This window comes from Billgrantia tianxiuensis (assembly GCF_009834345.1).
Classification (GTDB): Bacteria; Pseudomonadota; Gammaproteobacteria; order Pseudomonadales; family Halomonadaceae; genus Halomonas; species Halomonas tianxiuensis.
In genome coordinates this window covers 3800418-3822035 of record NZ_CP035042.1, presented here as the reverse complement: position 1 = coordinate 3822035, position 21618 = coordinate 3800418, and the positions used below count along the sequence as shown (strand labels likewise).

The following is a 21618-nucleotide window of genomic DNA, read 5'->3' as shown; positions in this document are numbered from 1 at the left end:
AGCCGTTGAGTCCGCATCGACATGTCGCAACCCCAGCACGACGTTTCCCTAGCTTCCGTTTACCAGGCCCGCCGCCGCATCGCCGGCCAGGCGGTACGGACCCCGCTGGTCCGCTCCCACGCGCTCTCCGAGCGCTTCGACGCCGAGATCCTGCTCAAGCTCGAAACCCAGCAGCCGACCGGCGCCTTCAAGCTGCGCGGCGCCGCCAACATGATCGCCGCGCTGATCGAGCGTCACGGTCGCGATGCCCTGGAAGCCGGCGTGGTCACGGCCTCCACCGGCAACCACGGTCGCGCCGTGGCCTTTGCCGCCTCCAGGCTCGGCATTGCCGCGACGATCTGCCTGTCGCGCCTGGTGCCGGCCAACAAGGTCGCCGCCATCGAGGCGCTGGGGGCCGAGGTCAGGCGCGTGGGCGAGAGTCAGGACGAGGCCTTCGGCGAGGTCGAGCGGCTGGTGAGCGAGCGCGGCATGACGCTGATTCCACCCTTCGACGATCCGCTGATCGCAGCCGGCCAGGGCACAATCGGCCTGGAGCTGATGGAGGACGCGCCAGATCTCGACCGGGTCATCGTCGGGCTCTCCGGTGGCGGGCTGCTGGGGGGCATCGGCGCGGCGGTGAAGGCCATTCGCCCCGAGACCCGCATCACCGGCGTCAGCCTCACCCATGGCGCGGCCATGTGGGAGAGTCTTCAGGCGGAGCGGCCCGTGGCGGTGGAGGAGGTCGCGAGCCTGGCCGACTCGCTAGGTGGCGGCATTGGCCTCGACAATCGCTGCACGTTAAGTCTGGTACGCGAGGTGATGGACGACCATTACCAGGTCTCGGAAGTCGCCATCGCCCATGCCATGGTAGACATCCTCGAGCACGAGAAGCTGCTGGTGGAAGGGGCCGCGGCGGTGGGGCTTGCCGCCCTGGCCGAGCATGGCATCCAGGTGCGCGGCCAGCGGGTGGCGCTGATCCTCTCCGGCAACGGCGTGGCGCTGGAGACGCTGGATCGGGCGCGCGCCATGTGTAGGCGCTGATGTGACCAGGAGAGACGAACCAGGAGGAAGGGATGAAGCTCTATCGGCGTGACGAGATCGAGGCGGTGGTGGGTATCGACGACGAGGCGCTGCGCCAGGTAGAGGCGGGGTTCGCCGCCCTGGGCCGCGGCGAGGTGGTGCAGCCGCCGATCCTGTCGATGGCCATGGAGGAGTTCAATAGCGAAGTCGACGTCAAGACGGCCCATATCAAAGGCTGGAAGCGCTACGCGATCAAGGTCAGCAGTGGCGCCTTCGACAACCCCAAGCGCGGCCTGCCGAGCCTGAGCGGTTTGATGATGCTATTCTCCGCCGAAACCGGTCAGGTCGAGGCGGTGCTGTTCGACGAGGGCTACCTGACCATGGTGCGCACCGCCCTGGCCGGGGCGATTGCGGCCAAGCACCTGTCGCGGAGGGACAGCCGTCGGGTCGGTGTGATCGGTGCCGGTGAGCAGGCGCGGCGCCAGGTAGAGGCGTTGCGCCTGGTGCGCAATATCGACACCCTCGATGTGTGGGCACGTCACCGTGAAAGTGCCGAGGCCTACGCCGAGGAGATGCGCAGCCAGGGCTTCACCGTCACCGTGAGCGACAGCGTGCACGCCGCCTGCCAGCAGGCCGACATCATCGTCACCGCGACGCCGTCGCGGGAGCCGCTGTTGCACGCCAGCGACCTGCCCGAGGGCGTGCATGTCACCGCTATGGGCTCGGACAGCCCCGACAAGCGCGAACTCGACGAATCGGTGCTGACCCGTGCCGACGTCTTCGTCTGCGATACCCGCGCCCAGAGCGAGCACAACGGCGAACTCAAGGTTTTCGCCAATGAGAAGCGTGAGCCGCCGTTCAAGGTGCATGAGCTGGGGCGGGTGATCGAGCGGGGCGAGAACCTGCGGCTGTCGGATGCCGCCATCACGCTCTGCGACCTGACCGGTACCGGGGTGCAGGACACCGCCATTGCCAACTTTGCCCTGTCTCGGCTGGCCGGATAATGCGCCATCGCGCCCCAAGCGCTACGCCTTGAGCATGGCGGTATCTGCCCCCATGCTGAGGACTGGCGAAGCGAAACGAGGAGTAGCGCAGATGGCAACGGTTCTGGCCTTCGATGTCTACGGCACCCTGATCGATACCCATGGCGTGGTCACCGAGTTGGAAGAGCGGCTCGGCAGGGCCGGGAAGGGTGAGCTGGCCGCCGAGTTCTCACGGCGCTGGCGCGACAAGCAGTTGGAGTACAGCTTTCGTCGTGGCCTGATGGGGGCCTACGTGCCGTTCGGTCAGTGCACTCGCGAGGCGCTGGATTTCACCGATCGTGCCTTGCAGACGCAGCTGTCGGACGTCGACAAGGACCACCTGATGACGGCCTATGGCCGCCTGCCGGCCTTTCCCGAGACGGCAGATGCCTTGGAGCGCCTGGCCGCCACCGGCATGCGCTGCGTGGCGTTCTCCAACGGCACTCTCGATGCAGTCAGCGGCCTGCTGGAGCAGGCCGGCATCCTCGAGCGCTTCGAAGCGGTGATCAGCGTCGACGAGGTCAAGCGCTTCAAGCCCGACCCCGCCGTCTACGCGCATCTACGCAACCGTCTCGAGGTGGCTCCCGGCGATACCTGGCTGATCTCGAGCAACCCCTTCGACGTGATTGGCGCCCGCCATGCCGGGCTGCACGCCGCCTGGGTGCGGCGCAGCCTCGACGCCCCCTTCGACCCCTGGGGCATCGAGCCGGACCTGACCGTGACCGATCTGGAGGCGCTTGCCGATCGCCTGGGCTGAGGGCTCTCCGACCGCCTGAGCTGAACATCATTCGCGCTGTCGATACGCCTCGACCAACCGGTAGCGCTCGTTCTCCTCGTAGAAGCTGGGATCGTCGAACAGGTCGGGCTGGCTGTCGTCGAAGATCATCTCCAGCGACAGCGGGCTGGTCTGGGTCATTGGCTCGAAGTGAGCATGACCATGCAACAGGTCGGACACGTGGCGGCGGCGATACAGCGCATAGGCGCCGAGCAGGGCCAGCACCGCGGCGATATAGAGAGGCAGCGCCTGGGGACCCAGAGCGCCCATCAGAATGCCGGCGAGAATCGGGGCCAGGGCGCTGCCCGCCCCTTGGGTCACCAGCATGTCCGCCGAGGCCGAGACCACCTCCTCGGGATGCAACTGGTCGATCAACTGCGCCACCGCCAGTGGGTAGATGGCGAAGGAGAAACCGCCCCACAGGAAGAACAGCCCCATCAGCGTCGCCTGATTGGGCGCCAAGGGCATCAGCACGGCGAGCGCCGCGGCGACGATCACCACCCAGGTCATCACCTGCGAGCGGTCGTGCTTGTCGGAGAAGCGGCCGATGGGCAGCTGCAGCAGCGCCCCGCCCAGGATCGTCACGCTCATCAGCATGCCCACGTCGGCGGCGCTCCAGCCCAACTGGCGCGCATACAGGGGAGCCATGCCCCAAAAGGCGCCCATGGCCAGCCCCGACAGCACCGAGGCGGCGACGCACAGGGGGGCAAACCCAAGCAGAGCCTTGAGACTGCTCTTGGCGTTCTCCGGCACCGTAGGCTGCTGGCGCCGGGTCATGGTGATCGGCAGCAGCGCCCAACTGATCAGGATGGCCGTGACGGCGAAGAGCAGGAACCCGCCGGGCGTGTCCAGGCGCAGGATCTGCTGGGCGGCGGCGATCGCCCCTAGGTTGACCAGCATGTAAGTGGCGAAGACCCGGCCGCGCTCGTGGCTCGCCGCCTGCCCGTTGAGCCAGCTCTCGATCACCGTCATCAGGGTCACGAAGGCCAGGCCGTAGAAGAAGCGCAGCACGATCCACACCCAGGGGTCGACGAAGATGATATGCAGCAATGCTCCTGAAGCGCATAGTGCGGCGCAGAAGGCGAAGGCGCGGATGTGCCCGGCACGGCGAATCAGCCGGCTGCTGACCCAAGTGCCGCAGGTGAAGCCGACGAAGTAAGCCGACATGATCACGCCTACCACGGTAGACGAGAAGCCTTCGTCGGTCCCGCGCAAGGTCAGCAGGGTGTTGATGAGGCCGTTGCCGAGCAGCAGCAGGGCGACGCTCCAGAGGATCGAACGGACCGGTTGCAGCATGGCCAGCATGACATTCTCCTTGTCTCGCGTCCGGAAAAGACAGCACTCAGCGAGGTCGCAGCAAAATCACCGCCAGCGGCGGCAGCGTAAGCGCCAGGCTCGCCGGCTGGCCGTGTCGCGGTTCGTCGACGGCCTCGAGCCGGCCAAGGTTGCCCATGTTCGAGCCGCCGTAGCATTCGGCGTCGCTGTTGAAGATCTCCTCCCACTCGCCGCTCTGCGGTATGCCGACCCGGTAGTTCTCACGCGGCACCGGCGTCATGTTGGCAATCACCAGCAGCGGCTCGCCGGCGGTATCGCAGCGTAGCCAGGCAAAGACGCTATTCGTATGGTCGTTGCCGATGACCCAGACGAAACCGCTGGGATCGCAGTCGCCCTGATGCAGGGCGGGCAGCTCGCGATAGATCCGGTTGAGATCGCCCACCAGCAGGCGCACGCCGGCGTGGCGGGGCTCGTCGAGCAGTTCCCAGTCGAGTTCGCGATCGTGATCCCACTCCCGCCACTGGCCGAACTCGCAGCCCATGAACAGCAGTTTCTTGCCCGGCTGGGTCCACTGCGTGGCGAGGTATGCGCGCAGGTTGGCGAACTTCTGCCACTCGTCGCCGGGCATCTTGTCGAGCAGTGCGCGCTTGCCGTGGACCACCTCGTCATGTGAGATCGGCAGCACGAAGCGCTCCGAGTAGGCATAGACCTGGGGAAAGGTCATGTTGTGATGATGGTAACTGCGGTGGATCGGATCCTCGACGATGTAGCTCAGGGTGTCGTGCATCCAGCCCAGGTTCCACTTGTAGGCGAAGCCGAGCCCGCCCTCGGAGACAGGCTGCGTTACGCCCGGCCAGGCGGTCGATTCCTCGGCGATGACCGCCGTGCCGGGTACCTCCTCGGCGACGACCCGGTTGAGATGGCGCAGGAAATCCAGCGCCTCGAGATTCTCGTGGCCGCCATGACGATTGGGAATCCATTCGCCGTCGCGCCGCGAGTAGTTGCGATAGATCATAGAGGCCACGGCATCGACCCTCAGCGCATCGACGTGGAAGTGCTTGAGCCAGTGCAGCGCCGACGAGAGCAGGAAACCGTGCACCTCGCGGCGCCCGAAATTGTAGATGTAGGTGTTCCAGTCCTGATGGAAGCCCTCGAAGGGATGCGCGTACTCGTACAGCGCGGTACCGTCGAAGCGCGCCAGGCCGTGGGCATCGGTGGGGAAGTGCGCCGGCACCCAGTCGAGGATCACGCCGAGCCCCGCCTGATGGCAGGCGTCGACGAAACAGGCGAAGTCGGCCGGCGAGCCGTGGCGCGCGGTGGGGGCGAACAGGCCCAGCGGCTGATAGCCCCAGGAGCCGCCGAAGGGGTGTTCCATGATCGGCAGTAGCTCGACGTGGGTGAAGCCCATCTCCAGCACGTAGGGAATCAGCTGCTCGGCCAGTTCCTGCCAGCTGTAGAGCTCGCCCTCGTTGCCGCCGTGCTTGCGCCACGAGGCGGCATGCACTTCGTAGATCGAGATCGGGCGATCGGGAGCGAGCGTGTCGGCGCGCCGGGCGAGCCAGGCCTCGTCGTGCCATGCGAAGCCTTCGATATCGGCCACCTTCGAGGCGGTTCCGGGCGGCATTTCGCTGGCCAGCGCTACTGGGTCGGCCTTGTGAACCACTTGCTCGTTGGCATCCACCAGCTCGTACTTGTAGCGCTCGCCCGGCTGTAGGCACGGCACGAACAGCTCCCATACGCCGGCCTGGTGGCGCAGGCGCATGGGGTGGCGGCGACCGTCCCAGCCGTTGAAGGCGCCGATCACCGAGACCCGCCGGGCGTTGGGCGCCCACACGGCGAAGCGCACGCCCGCCACGCCGTCGATCTCCAAGCGTTGGGCTCCCAGGCAGCGGCCGAGATCGCGATGGGTGCCTTCGCCGATCAGGTGCAGGTCGATGTCGCCAAGCAGCAGGCCAAAGGCGTAGGGATCCTCGGTCTCGTGCACGCCGTCGGGCCAATGGAGGCGCAGTCGATAGGGGAAGGCCTCGTCCAGTGCGATGACGAACAGGCCCGGGATGGAGCGCTCGGTCAGCTCACCTCGCCAACGACCGCTGTCGCGCTCGAGCACTTCCACGGCCTGTGCGCCGGGCGCGTAGACCCGCAAGACATAACCATCGCCCTGGGCGTGCAGGCCGAGTACGGCGAAGGGATCGGGGTGACGACCGCGGGCCAGGGCCTCTGTGTCGGCTGGGGGCAGGTCGGCCGTGGTAGGGGCTGCTTGTCGCTCTCTGTCCTTCAGTTCCGTCATAGCCTGTTTCCGTAAAGCGTGAAGGCCGGCATTCATGGCGCCTGCTCCAGTTCGAACAGCGCCAGCGAGCGTCCGACCATGGCATGATCCTCGCCAAAGTCTCTCAAGGTGTTCTCCGGCGCCGAACTGCGGCTGGTATCGAGCCGGCACACCCAGCCGATGCCCCGCGGCACTTCGGGCAGGCGAAAGGCGATGGGTTCGGGATCGGCGTTGAACAGGATCAGCAGCGAGCGGTCGTCGCCGGCGCGACGAATGCCCGAGGGTCGCGCGCGACCGTCCAGCAATAGACCGAGGCTGCGCGCTTGGGGATCCTCCCAGCGTGCCACGTCCATCTCGCTGCCGTCGGGAGCGAGCCAGGTCACTTCCCTGAGTCCCATCTCCTCGTTGTACTCGCCGGAGAGAAAGCGGCCGCGGCGCAGGATGGGATAACGCAGGCGCAGTTGGATCAGCCGGCGCAGGTACTCGATCGTGTCGTGGGCGTCGCCCTCGAGATTCCAGTCGAGCCAGCTGATTTCGTTGTCCTGGCAGTAGGCGTTGTTGTTGCCGCGCTGGGTGCGTAGCAGTTCGTCGCCGGCCAGCAGCATCGGCGTGCCCTGGGAGAGCAGCAGCGTGGCCAGGAAATTGCGGATCTGGCGCAAGCGCAGCGAGCGGATGGCGGGATCCTCGGTGGACCCTTCCTCGCCGTGGTTCCACGATAGGTTATGGTCGTGACCGTCGCGGTTGTCTTCGCCGTTGGCCTCATTGTGCTTGTCGTCATAGGCCACCAGGTCGTGCAGGGTGAAACCGTCGTGGGCGGTGACGAAATTGACCGAGGCGAAGGGGCGGCGGCCGCGGCGATCGAACAGGTCTGCCGAGCCCATCAGGCGTGAGGCGAACTCCGCCAATTGGCCTTCGTCGCCGCGCCAGAAGGCACGGCTGGTGTCGCGGAAGCGGTCGTTCCACTCCGCCCAGCCGGGCGGAAAGCCGCCGACCTGATAGCCGCCGGGGCCGCAGTCCCAGGGCTCGGCGATCAGCTTGACCTGGCTCAGCACCGGATCCTGGCGGCACGAGTCGAGAAAGCCGCCACCCTCGTCGAAGCCGTGGGGCTCGCGGCCGAGGATGGTCGCCAGGTCGAAGCGGAAACCATCGACACGCATCTCGGTGGCCCAGTAGCGCAGCGAGTCGGTCACCATCTGCAGCACCCGCGGGTGGCTCAGGTTGAGCGTATTGCCGGTACCGGTGTCGTCGATGTAGTAGCGCGGCTCGTCGGGCAGCAGCCGGTAGTAGGAGACGTTGTCGATACCCTTGTGCGAGAGGGTCGGGCCGAGTTCGTTGCCTTCGGCGGTATGGTTGTAGACCACATCGAGGATAACCTCGAGATCGGCGGCATGGTAACAGGCCACCATCTGCTTGAACTCGTTGATGTTGTCGCCCGAGAGATAGCGCGAATGGGGAGCGAAGAAGCCCAGGGTGTTGTAACCCCAGTAGTTGCGCAGGCCGCGTTCGAGCAGGTGCTGGTCGTCGACGAAAGCGTGGATCGGCAGCAGCTCCACCGACGACACGCCGAGCGAGCGGATATAGTCGACCACTTCGTTGACCATCAGCCCCGAGAAGGTGCCGCGCAGTGCCTCGGGCACCGCCGGATGGCGCATGGTGTAGCCACGCACATGGGTTTCGTAGATCACGGTACGCTCCCAGGGTTGCTGAATGCCGCGGGAACGCCCCCAGGTAAAGGCGGGATCGATCACCCGGCAGCGCGGCATGAAAGGGGCGCTGTCGCGGGTATCGAAGCTGAGGTCGCCATCGGCGTGGCCGATGGTGTAGCCGAACAGCGCCTCGTCCCAGGTCAGCTCGCCCACCAGCTGTTTGGCGTAGGGGTCGAGCAGTAGCTTGTGCGGGTTGAAGCGGTGCCCAGCTTCGGGGTCGTAAGGGCCGTGTATCCGGTAACCGTAGAGCTGGCCCGGGCGTGCATCGGGCAAGTAGCCGTGCCACACCTCGTCGGTATATTCGGGCAGTTCGATGCGTTCCACTTCCCGCGTGCCGCTCTCGTCGAACAGGCACAGCTCGACCTTGGTGGCGTGGGCCGTGAACAGGGCAAAGTTCACGCCCAGACCATCCCAGGTCGCTCCCAGCGGGAACGGCGAGCCCTCGCGTACGCGCGAGTGCCGGATCACGCCGGGAAGTTCATCGACCGCCACGGCGGTGTCGTTCTGTTGCGGCGCTTGCCTGGTGTTCATCGGTTTTCATCCATGAAACAGAGGGGCGCATCTTGCCCCGGTACTTATGCCCCGGTACTTATGGCCTAGCTTTAGGCCCCGGTCTCATCCCTTGGGCTTCGTGCGGCTGGAGCGGCCCGACGATTTGCCTGCCTTGGCCTTAGAGGAGGATGAGGCTGCCTTGGCGCTGCTGGCCGTCTTGCCCGGCACTTGGGAAGTATCGGTCGCGTCAGGCTGGGTCAACCCGTCGTCGCTTCGGCGTGGCTTGCGGGTACGCTTGGCGGTGGCGGACTCCGGCGGCAGCGGCTCCATCGGCCCTGGCCCCGGGTCGGGGGAAGTGGCCGGTGCATCCGGTCCGCCGCGGTTGGCGACGTCCTGGTCCTGGGCGCCGGTGGCGGTGGCCTGTTCCGCAGGCAGCGGGCGGGTCGAGGCCGCGGTGGGCTCGGGTTCGTCCGGGGCCGGCCCGGGGCTGGCGCGATCCTGCACCGGTTCGTCGCGTGCCACGTCGCGGTCGTCGCGATAGGGCAGCTCATCGAAATCGGGCTCGCCATCGGGGGAATCCAGCGGTAGGCGATTCTCCTGGATGCCGATCTCGTCGTCCTCCAGCGGCAGGTCGTCCTCGAGGATGGGCGGCTCGTCCACCGGCTCACCGACTTCTTCGAGTTCCGCATCGATGCCTTCTTCCTCCTCGGCGGTGACGATCCTCAGCGCCATGTCCCAGTGACGCTGCTGCTGTCCCTCGGGGCGCCCTTCCGATTCCCAGATCTTGTAGGCCAGGTTCCGTACGCGTTCTTCGTTAGCCATCCTAGCTCTCCCTTTGCCTGTGCATATGGCGTATATGGATACCGACGGGGAAATCGCGCAGCAGTTCCTCGGCGGCAAGGCTCTTGGCGGTCCCTTTCAGGGTGGTATCGGTCAGCATGTTTTGCCAAGCGGCACCCGTCTCTCCAGGGATCCGCACCCGGGTATCGCCCCAGTACGACGACGGTACCAAGGGGCATTCGGCGCCTGACAGCAGCCCGGCGGCCAGGCGTGGTACTACCACCAGCAGTTGCTGGTTGCCATGCTGGCGCAGGAAGGCCACGAGCCTGTCGTCGTGCTCGCCCTCGACCGGCAAGGCGCGGTAATCGCCATGCGTGAAGAGATCTCGGTGGGCGTGGCGCAGCGCCAGCAGGCGGGCGATCAGGGTCTGTTTGACGCGACCGTCCTGCCAGTGGGTCAATGCCGCCATGGGATCGGGGTCTCGGTGAGTGCGGCCTGACGTGCGCCATGGTCGACCGGGCGGCGATTGTCGGGATCGACCAGGCTGTAGTCCCAGAACTCGCAGCCCTGATAAAGGTCGGGGATGCCGGGAACGGTCAGGCGCAGTGTCGTCTGGACCAGGCCGTTTAGCGCGCCTGGCAGGTCCAGCTCGCGGGCTGCCTCTTCGAGCCCCCGGCACAGCTCGGGGGACGTCAGTAGCCCCTCCAGATAGGTGCGGCAGGCATGCTCGTAGGCTTCGTCAGGCCACAGCCAATGCGTGCGCAGCTTGGCCTCGCGCAAGGCCTTCTGCTGCCACTGGGCGAGGCGCTCGGCAAAGCGGCGCATGGCCTTGGTGTCGTCGCTACGGAGCGTCGGCGGCCAGGCGCCGAGCAGGACCTGGTAGAGGATCAACTCGTCGCCGGGGGCGGGAGCGGGCCCGGTGGGAAGCGAGTGGCGCAACGGGGCGGCCAGGTTGCGCCAGCGCTCCACGCGGGGGGCGAAGCCGTCGGCGTTCTCGCTCAGCGCGGCCAGGCGGGCACGCACGTCTTCGCCGCGCTTGTGATCGTGGGTGGCCGTGGCGACCAGGCCGTGGGGAAAGTGGCGCGCACGCCAGGCGTTGGCCTCGTGGAACCAGCGCGTCGAGTGACTGAAGTGCTCGCCGTCGAAGCCCACGTCGTTGCGCGAGATCAGTGCCGCGCTGCGATAGCCGGCGGTGTCTTCCACGGCCTTGGCGGCCACCGGCGAGGTGAGCTGCTGGAAACGCACGATGGCACGTTGACGCAGCCAGCGCTCCTCGGCACCCTCGGCGTCGGCGGGTGCCTCGCCGCCCAGCCAGCGTTCCAGCCACTCCAGTACCTCGGCATCGGGCGGACTCAGCTCGCCGCGAGCGCCGGCCATGGCCTGGTCGAAGAAGGGCGCGTCTAGTTCGGGGCGGCCGCCGTCGTCGGCGTAGGTGCGGTAGACCGGGAAATGCACGACCAGCGCCGTCAGTGCCCGGCGCACTGCCGCCAGAGTGACGTCGCGGGTGGCCAGGGAGTGGCGGGCCACGGCATGCAGGGCGTGGGCACAGGCTTCGAACTCGCTGGCTAGCAGGCTGGCGAGTACCTCGCGGCGGGCCAGACGTACCTCGGCTAGGAAGTCCTCCTCCCGACCGCTGACGACGCGCCATAGATCACCCAGCGGCTCGGCGCCTGCCGGGTCGTGCTGCAGGGCGGAAATGGCGTTCATCAGCTCGTAGCCGGTGGTGCCGTCGACGCCCCAGTCGCGATGCAGGGTCTCGTCGGCGGCAAGAATCTTCTCGACGAAAATCGCCACGTGGCGCACCGCTTGCGGCGGCCGCCGCTTCTGGCACTCGCCCAGGCGGGCCCGCAGGCGGCGGCAGTAGCCGCGCGGATCGGCCAGGCCGTCGACGTGGTCCACGCGCAGGCCATCGACCCAGCCCTGCTCCACCAGGCGCAGGGGCAGGGCGTGCACGGCCTCGAACACCTCGGGTCGTTCGATGCGTAGCCCGCCGAGCTCGGTGATGTCGAAGAAGCGCCGCCAATTGATCTCGTCGGCTCCCGTACGCCACCAGGCCAGGCGATAGGCCTGCTGCTCCAGCAGATCGTGCAGGCGAATGGCGCCGCCGCGAGTGCTACCGTCGAACAGCACCAGGGCTCGCTGTAGTGCCTGCCCGGCGGTCGGGTTCGCCAATGCCTGGCGCAGTTCGTGGCGACACTCGGCCACGGCGGTATAGGCGTCATCGCGCTGTTGCAGGGCATCGAAGCGTGGCGCCAGGTCCCACAACGCTTCGTGCTCGGCCAGACGCAGGATGTCGCCATAGCGGCGAGGGTCGATGGGGAAACGATGTTCGTGGTAAGCGATATGGAAATCCATCGCTTCGGGCTCGTGGCGCAACACCAGGTCACCGCCGTGCAGGGCGTCGGCGTAGGGCGTGCCGAGGAAAGGCAGCAGCAGCTTGCCGGTGAGCAGTGGATCGGGCGAGTGCCAGTCGATATCGAAAAAACCGGCGCAGGGACTCGCCTGGCCCCAGGCCAGTACATCCTGCCACCAAGAATTCTGTGAGCCGCCTACCGCCACGTGGTTGGGCACGATATCGAGGATCAGTCCCATGTCATGCTCGCGCAGGCACTCGACCAGGCGCTCTAGCGCTGCTTCACCGCCGAGTTCGGGGTCAATGCGGGTGGGGTCGATGCCGTCGTAGCCATGGGGCGAGCCCGCGCGTGACATCTGTAGCGGCGAGGCATAGACATGGCTGATGCCGAGCCTGGCATAGTAGCTCACCCACTCGGCGGCATCGTCGAGGGTGAAGCCACGATGGAACTGCAGGCGTACCGTGGCACGAATCTCACTCATCGAAACCCCCTCTCGCGTCGCCGTGGGCGGCTTCCCGGCGCGCCTCGGCCAGTGCCTTCAGGCGGCACAGCGTCTCCGGCGAGGTGAGCAGGCGCTCGGCGTCGTCCGGCAGGCGGCGCCGCCAGTTGGGATGTTCGTCGAGGGTACCCGGCAGGTTGGCCTGCTCCTCGAGGCCCAGGGCATCCTCCAATGGCAGCAGGGTGAGTGGCGCCGGGGTTAAGCCAAGGCGGCGGGCGCAGGCATCGAGCACCTTGGAGGCGGGCAGGGCAGCGGCGTCGAGAGGCGCCTCCGGCACGTGGTCATCGACCAAGCGCAGCGCCCGAGCCAGTCGCGTCCGTTCGATGCGGCGCTCGGCGTGTTCGCTGTCGACATCTTGGTTTTCACCGAGCAGGCCGAGGCGATCGCGCCATTCGATATCGCACCCCGCCCACCAGCCGGCCAGCGTCGGCAGGTCGTGGGTCGAGCTGGTGGCAACGGCATGCCGCGACCACTGCCCCGGCGCCAGGAAGCCGCCGTCGTCGTCGCGTTCGAACCACAGCACTCGCATGCCGAGAATGCCGTGGCGTGCCAGGCGCTCGCGAAAGCCGGGGGCGACGGTACCCAGGTCCTCGCCGATGACGACGGCGCGGTGCCGCCAGGATTCCAGCGCGACCAGGCGCAGCAGGGCGTCGAGCGGATAGCGCACGTAGCCGCCTTCATCGGGGGATGCGCCGTGGGGCACCAGCCACAGGCGCATCAGGCCAAGTACATGATCGATGCGCAACCCGCCGGCATGGGCGAAGCCGGCCCGCAGCATGTCGATGAATCCGGCGAAGCCTCCACGCACCAGGCCCTGGGGAGAGAAGGGCGCGAGCCCCCAGTCCTGGCCGTGCACGTTGAAGGCATCCGGCGGCGCACCGATCGACAGGCCCTCCAGCATCTCGGTCTGGCGGCTCCAGGCCTGGCTGCCGGCCGCGTCGGCCCCCACGGCGAGGTCGGCGATCAGCCCGATCGGCATGCCGGCCTCACGGGCCGTGGCCTGGGCACGGGCCAGCCCCTCGCTTGCCAGCCACTGCAGAAAGGCATGGAAGCCGACCTCGTGGGTGTGCTCCTCGGCGAAGCGGGTCACCCCGGGACTTGCCGGGTCACGCAGCGCCGCTGGCCACTGGCGCCAGTCGCGTTCTCCTCGCACCTGCTGCAGGGCCTCGAAGCGGCAGTGCGCCTCGAGCATGGCACCGCCCCGTTCACGAAAGGTTGCCAGGGCCTGGCGGGCGCGCCGTGCCTCGGCGTCTTCGCGCTGCATCACATCGTCATGCAGCGCGCGCAACCAGGTAAGCTTGGTGCGCGCCGCACGGGGCCAGTCGATCAGCTCCTGCGCTTCGAGCTGAGCCCGTGTCTCGCCCAGACCGCTGCGCTCGATGGCCGCCGCCACGGCTGCTTCACTGAACAGTGCCTCCGGGGCGGCATGCAGGGCGTGGTAGTGCAGGCGGCTCGAGGGCGAGTAGGGGCTGTAGTGGTTCACATCGGCGCTGAACATGGCGTGCACCGGGCTCACGGCTAGCGCGGCGGCACCGGATTCGGCGGCGTGGCACGCCAGTTGCTCCAGCGCCAGGGTGTCGCCGAGGCCGCCGTCGCCAGGCCGGCGCAGGGCGTAGAGCTGGGCCGCCAATCCCCACAGGCGTGGCGATTCGCCGGCGCAGGCATCCGCCAGGGTAAAGCAGCGCGGCGGGGCCACGGCCAGGGTCAGCTCGGCAGCGGCGATCTGCAGGCGGTGGTAGCCGGGCTCGTCGACGGCGGGCAATACTCCGTGATCGTCGCCAAGCGTACCTTCCCGGTGCTCGCCGCTTTCCAGCACGAGCCGGTAGCGGGTCCCGCGAGAAAGCGGCGACGGCAGTGGGGTACTTGCACCCTGCTCGGCGGTAATCAGTGGTGGCCACTCCTGCGGCGAGGCGGGAGGCCGCAGCCGTTCCAGGCTTGCCGCAATCTCGACTGCGCTATCGGCCGGGTGGCCGAGCCGGCCCAGCAGGTCGCGCTGGGCGGCGTCGCTGAGCCGGTGGCGGCGGCCCTCGCTGTCTTCCCATTCGACGATCAGGCCGGCAGCAATGGCCAACTGTTCCAGACCCTCCTCACTCATGCGCAAAGCTCCTCGTCGCCTGGTACGCGCTTCAGCCAGGCCGCGGCACAGCGCGGCGGCAGGCTGCCGCTCTCGGTGGCAACCGCCACGCCCTCACGGGTCTCAAAGAGACACCGGCCGACACCGAAGGCGCTGGTGGCTGCGGTCCGTTCCCCGAGATTCATGGCGAGGACCAGCCAGGTGTCGTCGTTCATCTGCCAGCGGGCGATGACGGCGCCCTCGGCGAGTGCTTCGGCTCCCAGGGCGTGGGCGCCATCCAGGCGCGGCACGATCTCGGCCTGGCGAATCGCCAGCAGGCGACGGACGAAGGCCAGCCATTCGGCATGGGGGGAGGTGTCGCGAGCCTCGATGTCGGGCTTCGATGCCTCGAAGGTGGCCGCGTCATTGGGATCGGGAATCGCCGCGCGCGAGGCCGGATCCTGGAAGGCGCTGAACGCGGCGAATTCCGCCCGGCGCCCCTCGCGCACGGCCTTGGCCAGTTCGTTGCGGTGGTCGGTGAAGAACAGGAAGGGGCGCTCGCTGGCCCACTCCTCGCCCATGAACAGCAGCGGCACCATGGGCGAGAGCAGCAGCGCCAGCGTGGCGGCTGCCAGCGCCTGCGGCTCGACAAGCCGGGACAGGCGCTCGCCCAGAGCGCGATTGCCGATCTGGTCATGGTTCTGCAGGAAGGCGACGAAGGCGGTCGGCGGCAGGTGCGCGCTCGGCGTGCCGCGGAGAGTGCCTTGTCGGGTGGCGTCTCCCTGATAGATGAACCCCTCGCCAAGGCAGCGTGCCAGCTTCTGCGTCGGGGCGTCGGCAAAGTCGCCGTAGTAGCCTTCGCTCTCGCCGGTGAGCAGCACGTGCATGACGTTGTGCCAGTCGTCGTTCCACTGCGCCGTGAACAGGCCCGGACCGATCAGGTCGGCATCGTTGTGCTCGTTCTCCAGCACCAGATGCACGTAACGCCGCGGATCAATGTGGCTGCGCAGCGTCTCGGCCATCTCGCGCAGGAAGTCGCGCTCGCCGATGGCGTGTACCGCATCGAAGCGCAGGCCGTCGAAGCGGTATTCGTCGAGCCACATCAGGGCGTTCTCGATGAAGAAGCGGCGCACCATGGGTTGGCGAAAATCGATGGCCGGCCCCCAGGGCGTCTGACGGTCGTCGCGAAAGAAGGCATCGGCATAGCGCGGCAGGTAATTGCCATCGGGGCCGAAGTGGTTGTAGACGACATCGAGGAAGACCATCAGCCCCAGGCCATGAGCGTCATCGATGAAGGCCTTGAGCGCATCGGGATCGCCGTAGGTCTCGTCCACAGCATAGGGCAGGACGCCGTCGTAGCCCCAGTTGCGCATACCGGGAAAGGCCGCCACCGGCATCAGCTCCACCGCCGTGACGCCCAGTTCGGCCAGGTAGGGCAGCTGCTGGCGCGCCTGCGCCAGGCCGCCCAGCGCACCCAGGTGCAGTTCGTATAGCACCGTCTCGTGCCAGGGACGGCCCCACCAGTCGGCATGGCGCCAAGCATGGCGGTAGGGGTCGATCACCACGCTCGACCCCTCGACGCCTCCCGCCTGGGCGCGGGAGGCAGGATCGGCAATGGCGATGCCCTCCACCGCGTCGGCGATGAAGACACGATAACGGTAGCGGGCCCCATGATCGCAAGGGGCCTCGCCGACGAAGCGCCCCTCGCCGGCGTGGGTCATGGCGATGGGGGTGAGGCCTTCCACTTCGAGATCGACCCGGCTGGCGCTGGGCGCCCATAACGAGAACTGCGTCCACTCCGGACCGATGACCTGGGCGCCGAAGGTGTATTGGAAACGTTCTGCTTCGTTCATGCCGTGATTCGTGCCTCCACACCGGCTTCTTCGCTGATGCGCTGGTAGAGCTGCGTATAGGGCGCGATCGACTGGCGCCAGTGATAACGGCCGGTCATGGCCGCCCGGCGCATGGCGTAGAACAGCTCCGTGGAGTGATAGACCGAAAAGGCCTGCTGGATCGCCTGCATGAAGCTGGCCAGCTTGACCTCGTCGAACAGGAAGCCGGTCACGCCGTCCTCGATGGTGTCGGCCAGGCCTCCGGTACGGTGGGCGATGGGCAGGGAGCCAAAGCGCTGGGCATACATCTGGCTCAGGCCGCAGGGCTCGAACCGCGACGGCATCAGCAGGAAGTCGCTACCCGCATAGATGCAGCGGGCCTCGTCCTCGTCGAAGCCGATATAGACGCCCACAGCCCCCGGGTAGCGTTCGGCCAGGCGGTCGAGCTGGGCCTCGACACGGCGCTCGCCGCTGCCGATGAAGACCAATTGGCCCCCGGCCTGGACGATGCTGGGGGCCGCCTCGATGACCAGGTCGACGCCCTTCTGGTGCACCATGCGCGAGACCATGGCAAACAGTGGCCCGGCGCTGGGGGCCAGGCCGAAGCGGTGGCGCACGTACTCGGCGTTGGCACGCTTGCCGCGCCAGTCATTGGCCGAGAAGGCCTGCACCAGGTGAGCGTCGGTGCGCGGGTCCCATGAGTCGTCGATGCCGTTGGGAATGCCGCTGAGCCGACCCTGTTCCGACTTGCGGCGCAGCAGGCCGTCGAGCCCGCAGCCGAACTCGGGGGTGGTGATCTCCTGGGCGTAGGTTGCACTCACCGTGGTCACGTGGGAGGCATAGACGATCCCCGCCTTCATGAAGGAAAGCTTGCCGTAGTACTCGACACCCTCGATATGAAAGGCGCTTTGGGGAATGCCCAGGGCGGCGCAGCGCGACGCCTCGTACAGGCCCTGATAGGCCAGGTTGTGGATCGTGAACACCGTGGGAACCGTAAGCCCCTGCCATGCGAGGTAGGCCGGTGCCAGGCCGCATGCCCAGTCGTTGAGATGCAGTAGCTGCGGCTGCCAGTCGAGCCCGGCATGGCCGGCTACGATCTCGGCGGCGGCCAGCGACAGCCGGGCGAAGCGAATGTCGTTGTCTTCCCAGCCGCCACTTCCGTACCCGCCCGGTCCGGTGCCGTAAGGACCGCCTTCACGCTCGTAGAGTTCGGGGCAGAGCAACACGTAAATGACCAGGCCGTCGTCGCAGGTCATTTCGCCGACCTCGCAGGCCGGAAGATCGGCATAAGCAGGGAGGTGACCGACGTGGCGGATCTTGCGTGACGAGGCGAGCACTTCTCGGTAGGCGGGCATCAGGACGCGAATGTCGTGATGGACGGCCAATGCCCGGGGCAGGGCGGACGAGACGTCGCCCAGCCCCCCGACCTTGACGAAATCGGCAATCTCGGAGGTTACGAAAAGAATGCGCTGGGCAGGATGCCTGGAATCGCCACGTTCGAACGGTTCATCGGAGTCCCTGTCCCGCTCGGTGTCGCTGTGTTCATCGAACGCTAAATCGCCGGAAGGAACGCTGATCGAACGGCTGCAACTGTCATTTTTTGTTTCAAAATCGATACCCTTCAGTGCCACATTGCCCATAATGACAGACCTCCCTGTAGTGGCATTGGCCACGCTGCCTGAGTTGGCGCCTCTTGCCTTGGATGAAACGCTCACCGTTAGCTTTTCCTGGCTGCGGGAGGAGCTTGGTCAAGAGGTACCGTTGCATAGGTATAGACGATGAAGAGTAATTCGGCGAAGCCGAGAGCGCCGATAACCTAGGTAAAGCGCCATCGTAAAAAACAGGCCTGGCTCCCTGATGGGCTTGTGGTTGACGGCGTCGTGAAGCTTTACATGGGAGACAACCAGCTTAACTCGCCGTCACAGTTTCACCCGATAGGTTGTGCCATATTGACAACCAGTTTTTAGCGAATGACTTTCGTTAGTTTGTAAAGAAATTCGTCAGATGAGTCGTGAATATTTAATACAGAGGTTGGAGGCTAAGTAGAATTTTAAGTCGGCAGGGAAAGGAAAAGTGCCAGCCGATGTCTGATAAGGTGTGAGGAAAAACGTGAGGTTAGTCATTTCTTTTCTAATGAATGATGTTGCCAGGATTCAAGGGGGTGGGTAAGCGGAAGTTCGATTCGTTTCGAACTGTCCTGAAAGGAAAATATCTGCAAGGAGGTAGAAATGGCTCGCAGCAACAAGTTGCATGACGTAGTCGTGGTGATCACCGGCGCCTCGAGCGGCATTGGCCGCGCTACGGCGCATGCCTTTGCTCAAGAGGGCGCCACTTTGGTTTTGGCGTCTCGACGAGAGCAAGCTCTGCAAGAAACCCTACAGGAATGCGAACGGCTCGGTGGACGCGGCATCGTGGTGCCTACCGATGTAGGCGACGCCGAGCAGGTCGAGCGGCTGTGCGACACGGCAGTCGCGCGTTATGGCCGTGTCGACGTCTGGATCAACAATGCCGCGGTCACGTTGTTCGGAAGGTTGGAAGAGGCACCGCGCGATGCCTATGAGAAGGTCATCCAGACCAACCTGCTCGGCTGCGTCAATGGCGCCCGGGAGGCGATTCGCCAATTCCGCGAGCAGGGGCATGGGCGATTGATCAATGTCTCTTCGATGGTGGCTCACGCCGGTCAACCCTTCACCAGCGCCTACGTAGCCTCCAAATGGGGTATCCGCGGTCTTTCCGAGTGCCTGCGCATGGAGCTTGCCGATGCCCCGAGCATCCATGTCATCACCATCCTGCCCGCCTCCATCGATACCCCTCTCTTTCAGCAGGGCGCCAACTACGTAGGCCAACCGGCCAAGGCGATGACGCCAGTCTACCCGCCAGAAAAGGTGGCTGCGGCGATCCTGAGCGCGGCCAAGTATCCCGTGCGCGAACGCTTCGTCGGAAATTCGGGGCGCATGATGGCCGCGATTCGAACGCTGGTACCGCCTCTGGGAGAAAAGATGATGGAGCGCAAGGTGCACAGCGATCACTTCGCCGAAGACCTGCCCATCGAGCCGAGTCCTGGCAATCTGTTCGATTCGCATGGCAGCGGCAGCGTGCGCGGCGGCTGGATCGAACGCGAACATGGCGGCTCGTCGAGCGGCATGAGCCTGGCGCTGGGACTTGCGGCGGTAGCACTGCCGTTGGCGCTCTACGCTTATCACCGACAGGCCTGACATCGAGCCGAATTGCATCGGCGAGCGACAGGATGCGCTCGCCCCGGGCCATGCCCCGGCACATCGCTGACAGGAGTTTCACATGCGACCCAGTTCCCCTTCTTATATTGCCGACTTCGATTCCGCGACCGGCATGCTGCGTGCGGTTTCCAACTATTTGCATGGGCAGGACTACCCTGGGCTTGGCAAAGGCCACGCCATGGGCCGGCTCGTGCAGGCAGCGAACTGGCTGCCGCAAACGGTGCGTGAGCAGGTCTATGCCGTCGGCGGGGCCACCGAAGGGCACGCTCCCGACAAGCTCGATCAGGTCGATGCCGAGAAGGTGGCGGAGTGGATCACCGCGCGCTATCCCCAGCGCCGCTACCAGGCCGTGATGGTCGGTTCGGCAAGCGGCGCCCTGACCCATCTGTCGGCAGCCTTCGATATTCCCTGGCTGCCGCAAACCTTCTTCATTCCTGTGCGTCACCTGCAAGGAAGCAACGACGACCCCAAGCGGGCGATGGAGTTCGGACGCCGCTACGGCCCCAAGCTGCTGGAGGCCAACCCGGAGTTGCAGCTGCACCACATGCACGATGCCAACCAGGACCGCCTGATGGTGGAGTTCATGGACTACTTCCGGGTCAAGCGGTTGACCCTGGGCCGGGCCTACGAGCGTTTCCTCGAGGCGAATCTCGAACCGGGCGGTACCATCATCGTGACCGAGTGCCGCAGCAGCTGGCCGACGACCCGTATCGGCGAGCGCCACTATTTTCAGCACGGCGCGCTGGGCGGTGCCACCGAGGAGGAATTCCTGCGCGGCAGCGAGCGGGTCGAGGAGTACCTCGAACGCTACGACGCACCGGTACGGCGCTGGGATTCTCCGGAGCCCGATGGCAGGAGCCCCGAGGCGGAGTGGGGGTTCGAGGAAGCGCTGCGTGACGATATCCTGCGCTTCGCCGCCCAGCGGGGCTACAAGGTCAAGCGGCTGATCTTCGACGAGCCGGATTCGCTGAGCCCGCTGGTGGCCGACTTCTACCGCGACTGGTACCGCGAGCGGGGCATGAAGGCCAATCGGGTGCTGGTCGAATCCTTCATCATGCTGGAGCCCTATTGGGCGCTGCGTACCGGCTCGGTGCCATTCTGGATGAAGTTCAACATGGATCCGTCGGTGGATGCCATCGAGTCCTATCTCGACGCCCGCGAGCCGTTCGACGAGATCAACCTGATGCTGTTCAACAACGGCGTCGAGGCGGTGGGGTTCCCGCAGATCGAGCGTTGGCAGCGCGTGCTGGAGCGAGCCCGCAAGCGCGGCCAGTTCATCGGCGTGAGCGAGGAGCTGCACCCGCGGGACTTCGGTTCGCTGGGGCGCTACTACATCGAGACCCGACAGAAAATCGAGGCGCGCTACCCCCTGCCGGGGCCGCTTGTGCTACAGCGCCTGGTGGACTTTACCGAGAAGCGGCGTGGCCAATACGCCGTCGAGCTGCTCGATGCCTGAAGGCAACCGGCTTGCGCTCGGCAAGCGGCGCTCCCTCGACAATGCTCAGGGGGAGCGCTCCTCATTAGGTTCCGGATCGAAACGGTCGCCGGCCCGGTGCAGCAGTTCGAACTGTCGGTTGCACTGGCTGCAGGCACCGCACATGGCGAGATGCAAGCGTAGCGACAAGCGCTCCGACCACTGCAGCGGCTGATCGAGGCGTTGCGACATCAGCTCCGTGGCACGTCGGCACATGATCATGGGCAATCTCCCGATAGCCAGCCCTGCTCGATACAGGCCCGCAGGCGCAGGCGGGCGCGATGCAGGATGACCCAGCAATTGCTCTCCTTGATCGCAAGCTCCTGGCAGATCTGCTCGGTGGTGAGTCCCATCAGCTCGCGAAGCGAAAAGACCCGGGCCAGATTATCAGGCAACACGATCATGCAGGCATCGAACACCTGCCAGAAACGCTCGTTCTCGAATACCGCTTCGGGCTCACCCCAACTGCAGGGATGAGCCTCCTTCCGCCATCGACCGTTCTGTTGGAACTGGCGGTCGATGGCGTCGTCATCGTTTTCGTCCTCGAGCGGGTGCCACTGGCCCTGGCGTTTCTGGCTGCGCATGAGATCGAGAATCTTGTGCTTGAGAATACCGAAGACCCAGGTTTCGTAGCCGGAGCGACCGGAGAAGCTGGCATCCTTCTCGATGGCGGCTTCCAAGGCGTCCTGCACGGCATCCTCTGCCGAGGCCTGGTTGCGCAAGTGCAAGCGGGCGAAGGAGACCAGGCGTGGGCGGACGGCGGCCAGGCGCCGCATCCGCTCTTGTGCTTGCTCGTGATGCTGCGAATCGTCCGATACGGGATCAGGAGTCGTCGGCATTGAGTTGCCCATTCGT

The 21618-nt window shown here is 66.1% G+C and carries 16 protein-coding genes; 5 read left to right on the top strand and 11 right to left on the bottom strand.

Annotation, left to right across the window (positions count from 1 at the left end):
* Positions 1–21: 21 nt before the first annotated feature.
* From eutB to EKK97_RS17825, 3 genes are all read left to right on the top strand, one after another.
* A complete protein-coding gene (gene eutB / locus EKK97_RS17835) occupies positions 22–1020 on the top strand; it encodes a hydroxyectoine utilization dehydratase EutB (RefSeq protein ID WP_159553928.1) in 999 nt (332 codons plus the stop codon).
* A gap of 32 nt (positions 1021–1052) precedes the next feature.
* Complete coding sequence (locus EKK97_RS17830; RefSeq protein WP_159553926.1) at positions 1053–2003, top strand: cyclodeaminase; 951 nt, start codon at positions 1053–1055, stop codon at positions 2001–2003.
* A gap of 91 nt (positions 2004–2094) precedes the next feature.
* Positions 2095–2778 (top strand): haloacid dehalogenase type II, encoded by a 684-nt coding sequence (locus EKK97_RS17825; RefSeq protein ID WP_159553924.1) that lies wholly within the window; start codon positions 2095–2097, stop codon positions 2776–2778.
* Positions 2779–2805: 27 nt separating this feature from the next.
* Here EKK97_RS17825 and EKK97_RS17820 read toward each other — a convergent pair whose 3' ends face one another.
* From EKK97_RS17820 to glgA, 9 genes are all read right to left on the bottom strand, one after another.
* Positions 2806–4101 carry an MFS transporter gene (locus tag EKK97_RS17820; RefSeq protein ID WP_159553922.1) on the bottom strand — a complete coding sequence of 432 codons (1296 nt, stop codon included), beginning with the start codon at positions 4099–4101 and terminating at the stop codon, positions 2806–2808.
* Between the two features lie 37 nt (positions 4102–4138).
* Positions 4139–6358 carry a 1,4-alpha-glucan branching protein GlgB gene (gene glgB / locus EKK97_RS17815; protein WP_159553920.1) on the bottom strand — a complete coding sequence of 740 codons (2220 nt, stop codon included), beginning with the start codon at positions 6356–6358 and terminating at the stop codon, positions 4139–4141.
* A gap of 32 nt (positions 6359–6390) precedes the next feature.
* A complete protein-coding gene (gene glgX, locus EKK97_RS17810; protein WP_201296911.1) occupies positions 6391–8574 on the bottom strand; it encodes a glycogen debranching protein GlgX in 2184 nt (727 codons plus the stop codon).
* An 84-nt stretch (positions 8575–8658) separates the two neighbouring features.
* A complete protein-coding gene (locus EKK97_RS17805; protein ID WP_159553918.1) occupies positions 8659–9357 on the bottom strand; it encodes a DUF2934 domain-containing protein in 699 nt (232 codons plus the stop codon).
* A 1-nt stretch (position 9358) separates the two neighbouring features.
* The gene (locus tag EKK97_RS24975) at positions 9359–9784 is read right to left on the bottom strand and encodes a hypothetical protein (protein ID WP_236551275.1); all 426 of its coding nucleotides are present in this window, start codon (positions 9782–9784) and stop codon (positions 9359–9361) included.
* A complete protein-coding gene (gene treY, locus EKK97_RS17800; protein ID WP_236551274.1) occupies positions 9772–12150 on the bottom strand; it encodes a malto-oligosyltrehalose synthase in 2379 nt (792 codons plus the stop codon). Before treY ends, EKK97_RS24975 begins: the two co-directional genes overlap by 13 nt.
* Positions 12143–14263 carry a 4-alpha-glucanotransferase gene (malQ, locus tag EKK97_RS17795; RefSeq protein WP_159553916.1) on the bottom strand — a complete coding sequence of 707 codons (2121 nt, stop codon included), beginning with the start codon at positions 14261–14263 and terminating at the stop codon, positions 12143–12145. The genes treY and malQ overlap by 8 nt, the downstream gene beginning before the upstream one ends.
* On the bottom strand, positions 14260–16074 hold the full coding sequence (gene treZ / locus EKK97_RS17790; RefSeq protein ID WP_159553914.1) for a malto-oligosyltrehalose trehalohydrolase: 1815 nt from the start codon (positions 16072–16074) through the stop codon (positions 14260–14262). The genes malQ and treZ overlap by 4 nt, the downstream gene beginning before the upstream one ends.
* Positions 16071–17693 carry a glycogen synthase GlgA gene (gene glgA, locus EKK97_RS17785; RefSeq protein WP_159553912.1) on the bottom strand — a complete coding sequence of 541 codons (1623 nt, stop codon included), beginning with the start codon at positions 17691–17693 and terminating at the stop codon, positions 16071–16073. The genes treZ and glgA overlap by 4 nt, the downstream gene beginning before the upstream one ends.
* A 588-nt stretch (positions 17694–18281) precedes the next feature.
* Here glgA and EKK97_RS17780 point away from each other — a divergent pair.
* Together EKK97_RS17780 and EKK97_RS17775 are read left to right on the top strand one after the other, a co-directional pair.
* Positions 18282–19268 (top strand): SDR family oxidoreductase, encoded by a 987-nt coding sequence (locus EKK97_RS17780; protein ID WP_159553910.1) that lies wholly within the window; start codon positions 18282–18284, stop codon positions 19266–19268.
* 82 nt (positions 19269–19350) lie between these two features.
* Complete coding sequence (locus EKK97_RS17775) at positions 19351–20745, top strand: hypothetical protein (protein WP_159553908.1); 1395 nt, start codon at positions 19351–19353, stop codon at positions 20743–20745.
* A gap of 45 nt (positions 20746–20790) precedes the next feature.
* On the opposite strand, the gene EKK97_RS17770 is transcribed toward EKK97_RS17775, so the two are convergent.
* Complete coding sequence (locus EKK97_RS17770; RefSeq protein ID WP_159553906.1) at positions 20791–20985, bottom strand: zf-HC2 domain-containing protein; 195 nt, start codon at positions 20983–20985, stop codon at positions 20791–20793.
* Positions 20982–21602 carry a sigma-70 family RNA polymerase sigma factor gene (locus EKK97_RS17765; protein WP_234286748.1) on the bottom strand — a complete coding sequence of 207 codons (621 nt, stop codon included), beginning with the start codon at positions 21600–21602 and terminating at the stop codon, positions 20982–20984. The genes EKK97_RS17770 and EKK97_RS17765 overlap by 4 nt, the downstream gene beginning before the upstream one ends.
* Between the last annotated feature and the right edge of the window lie 16 nt (positions 21603–21618).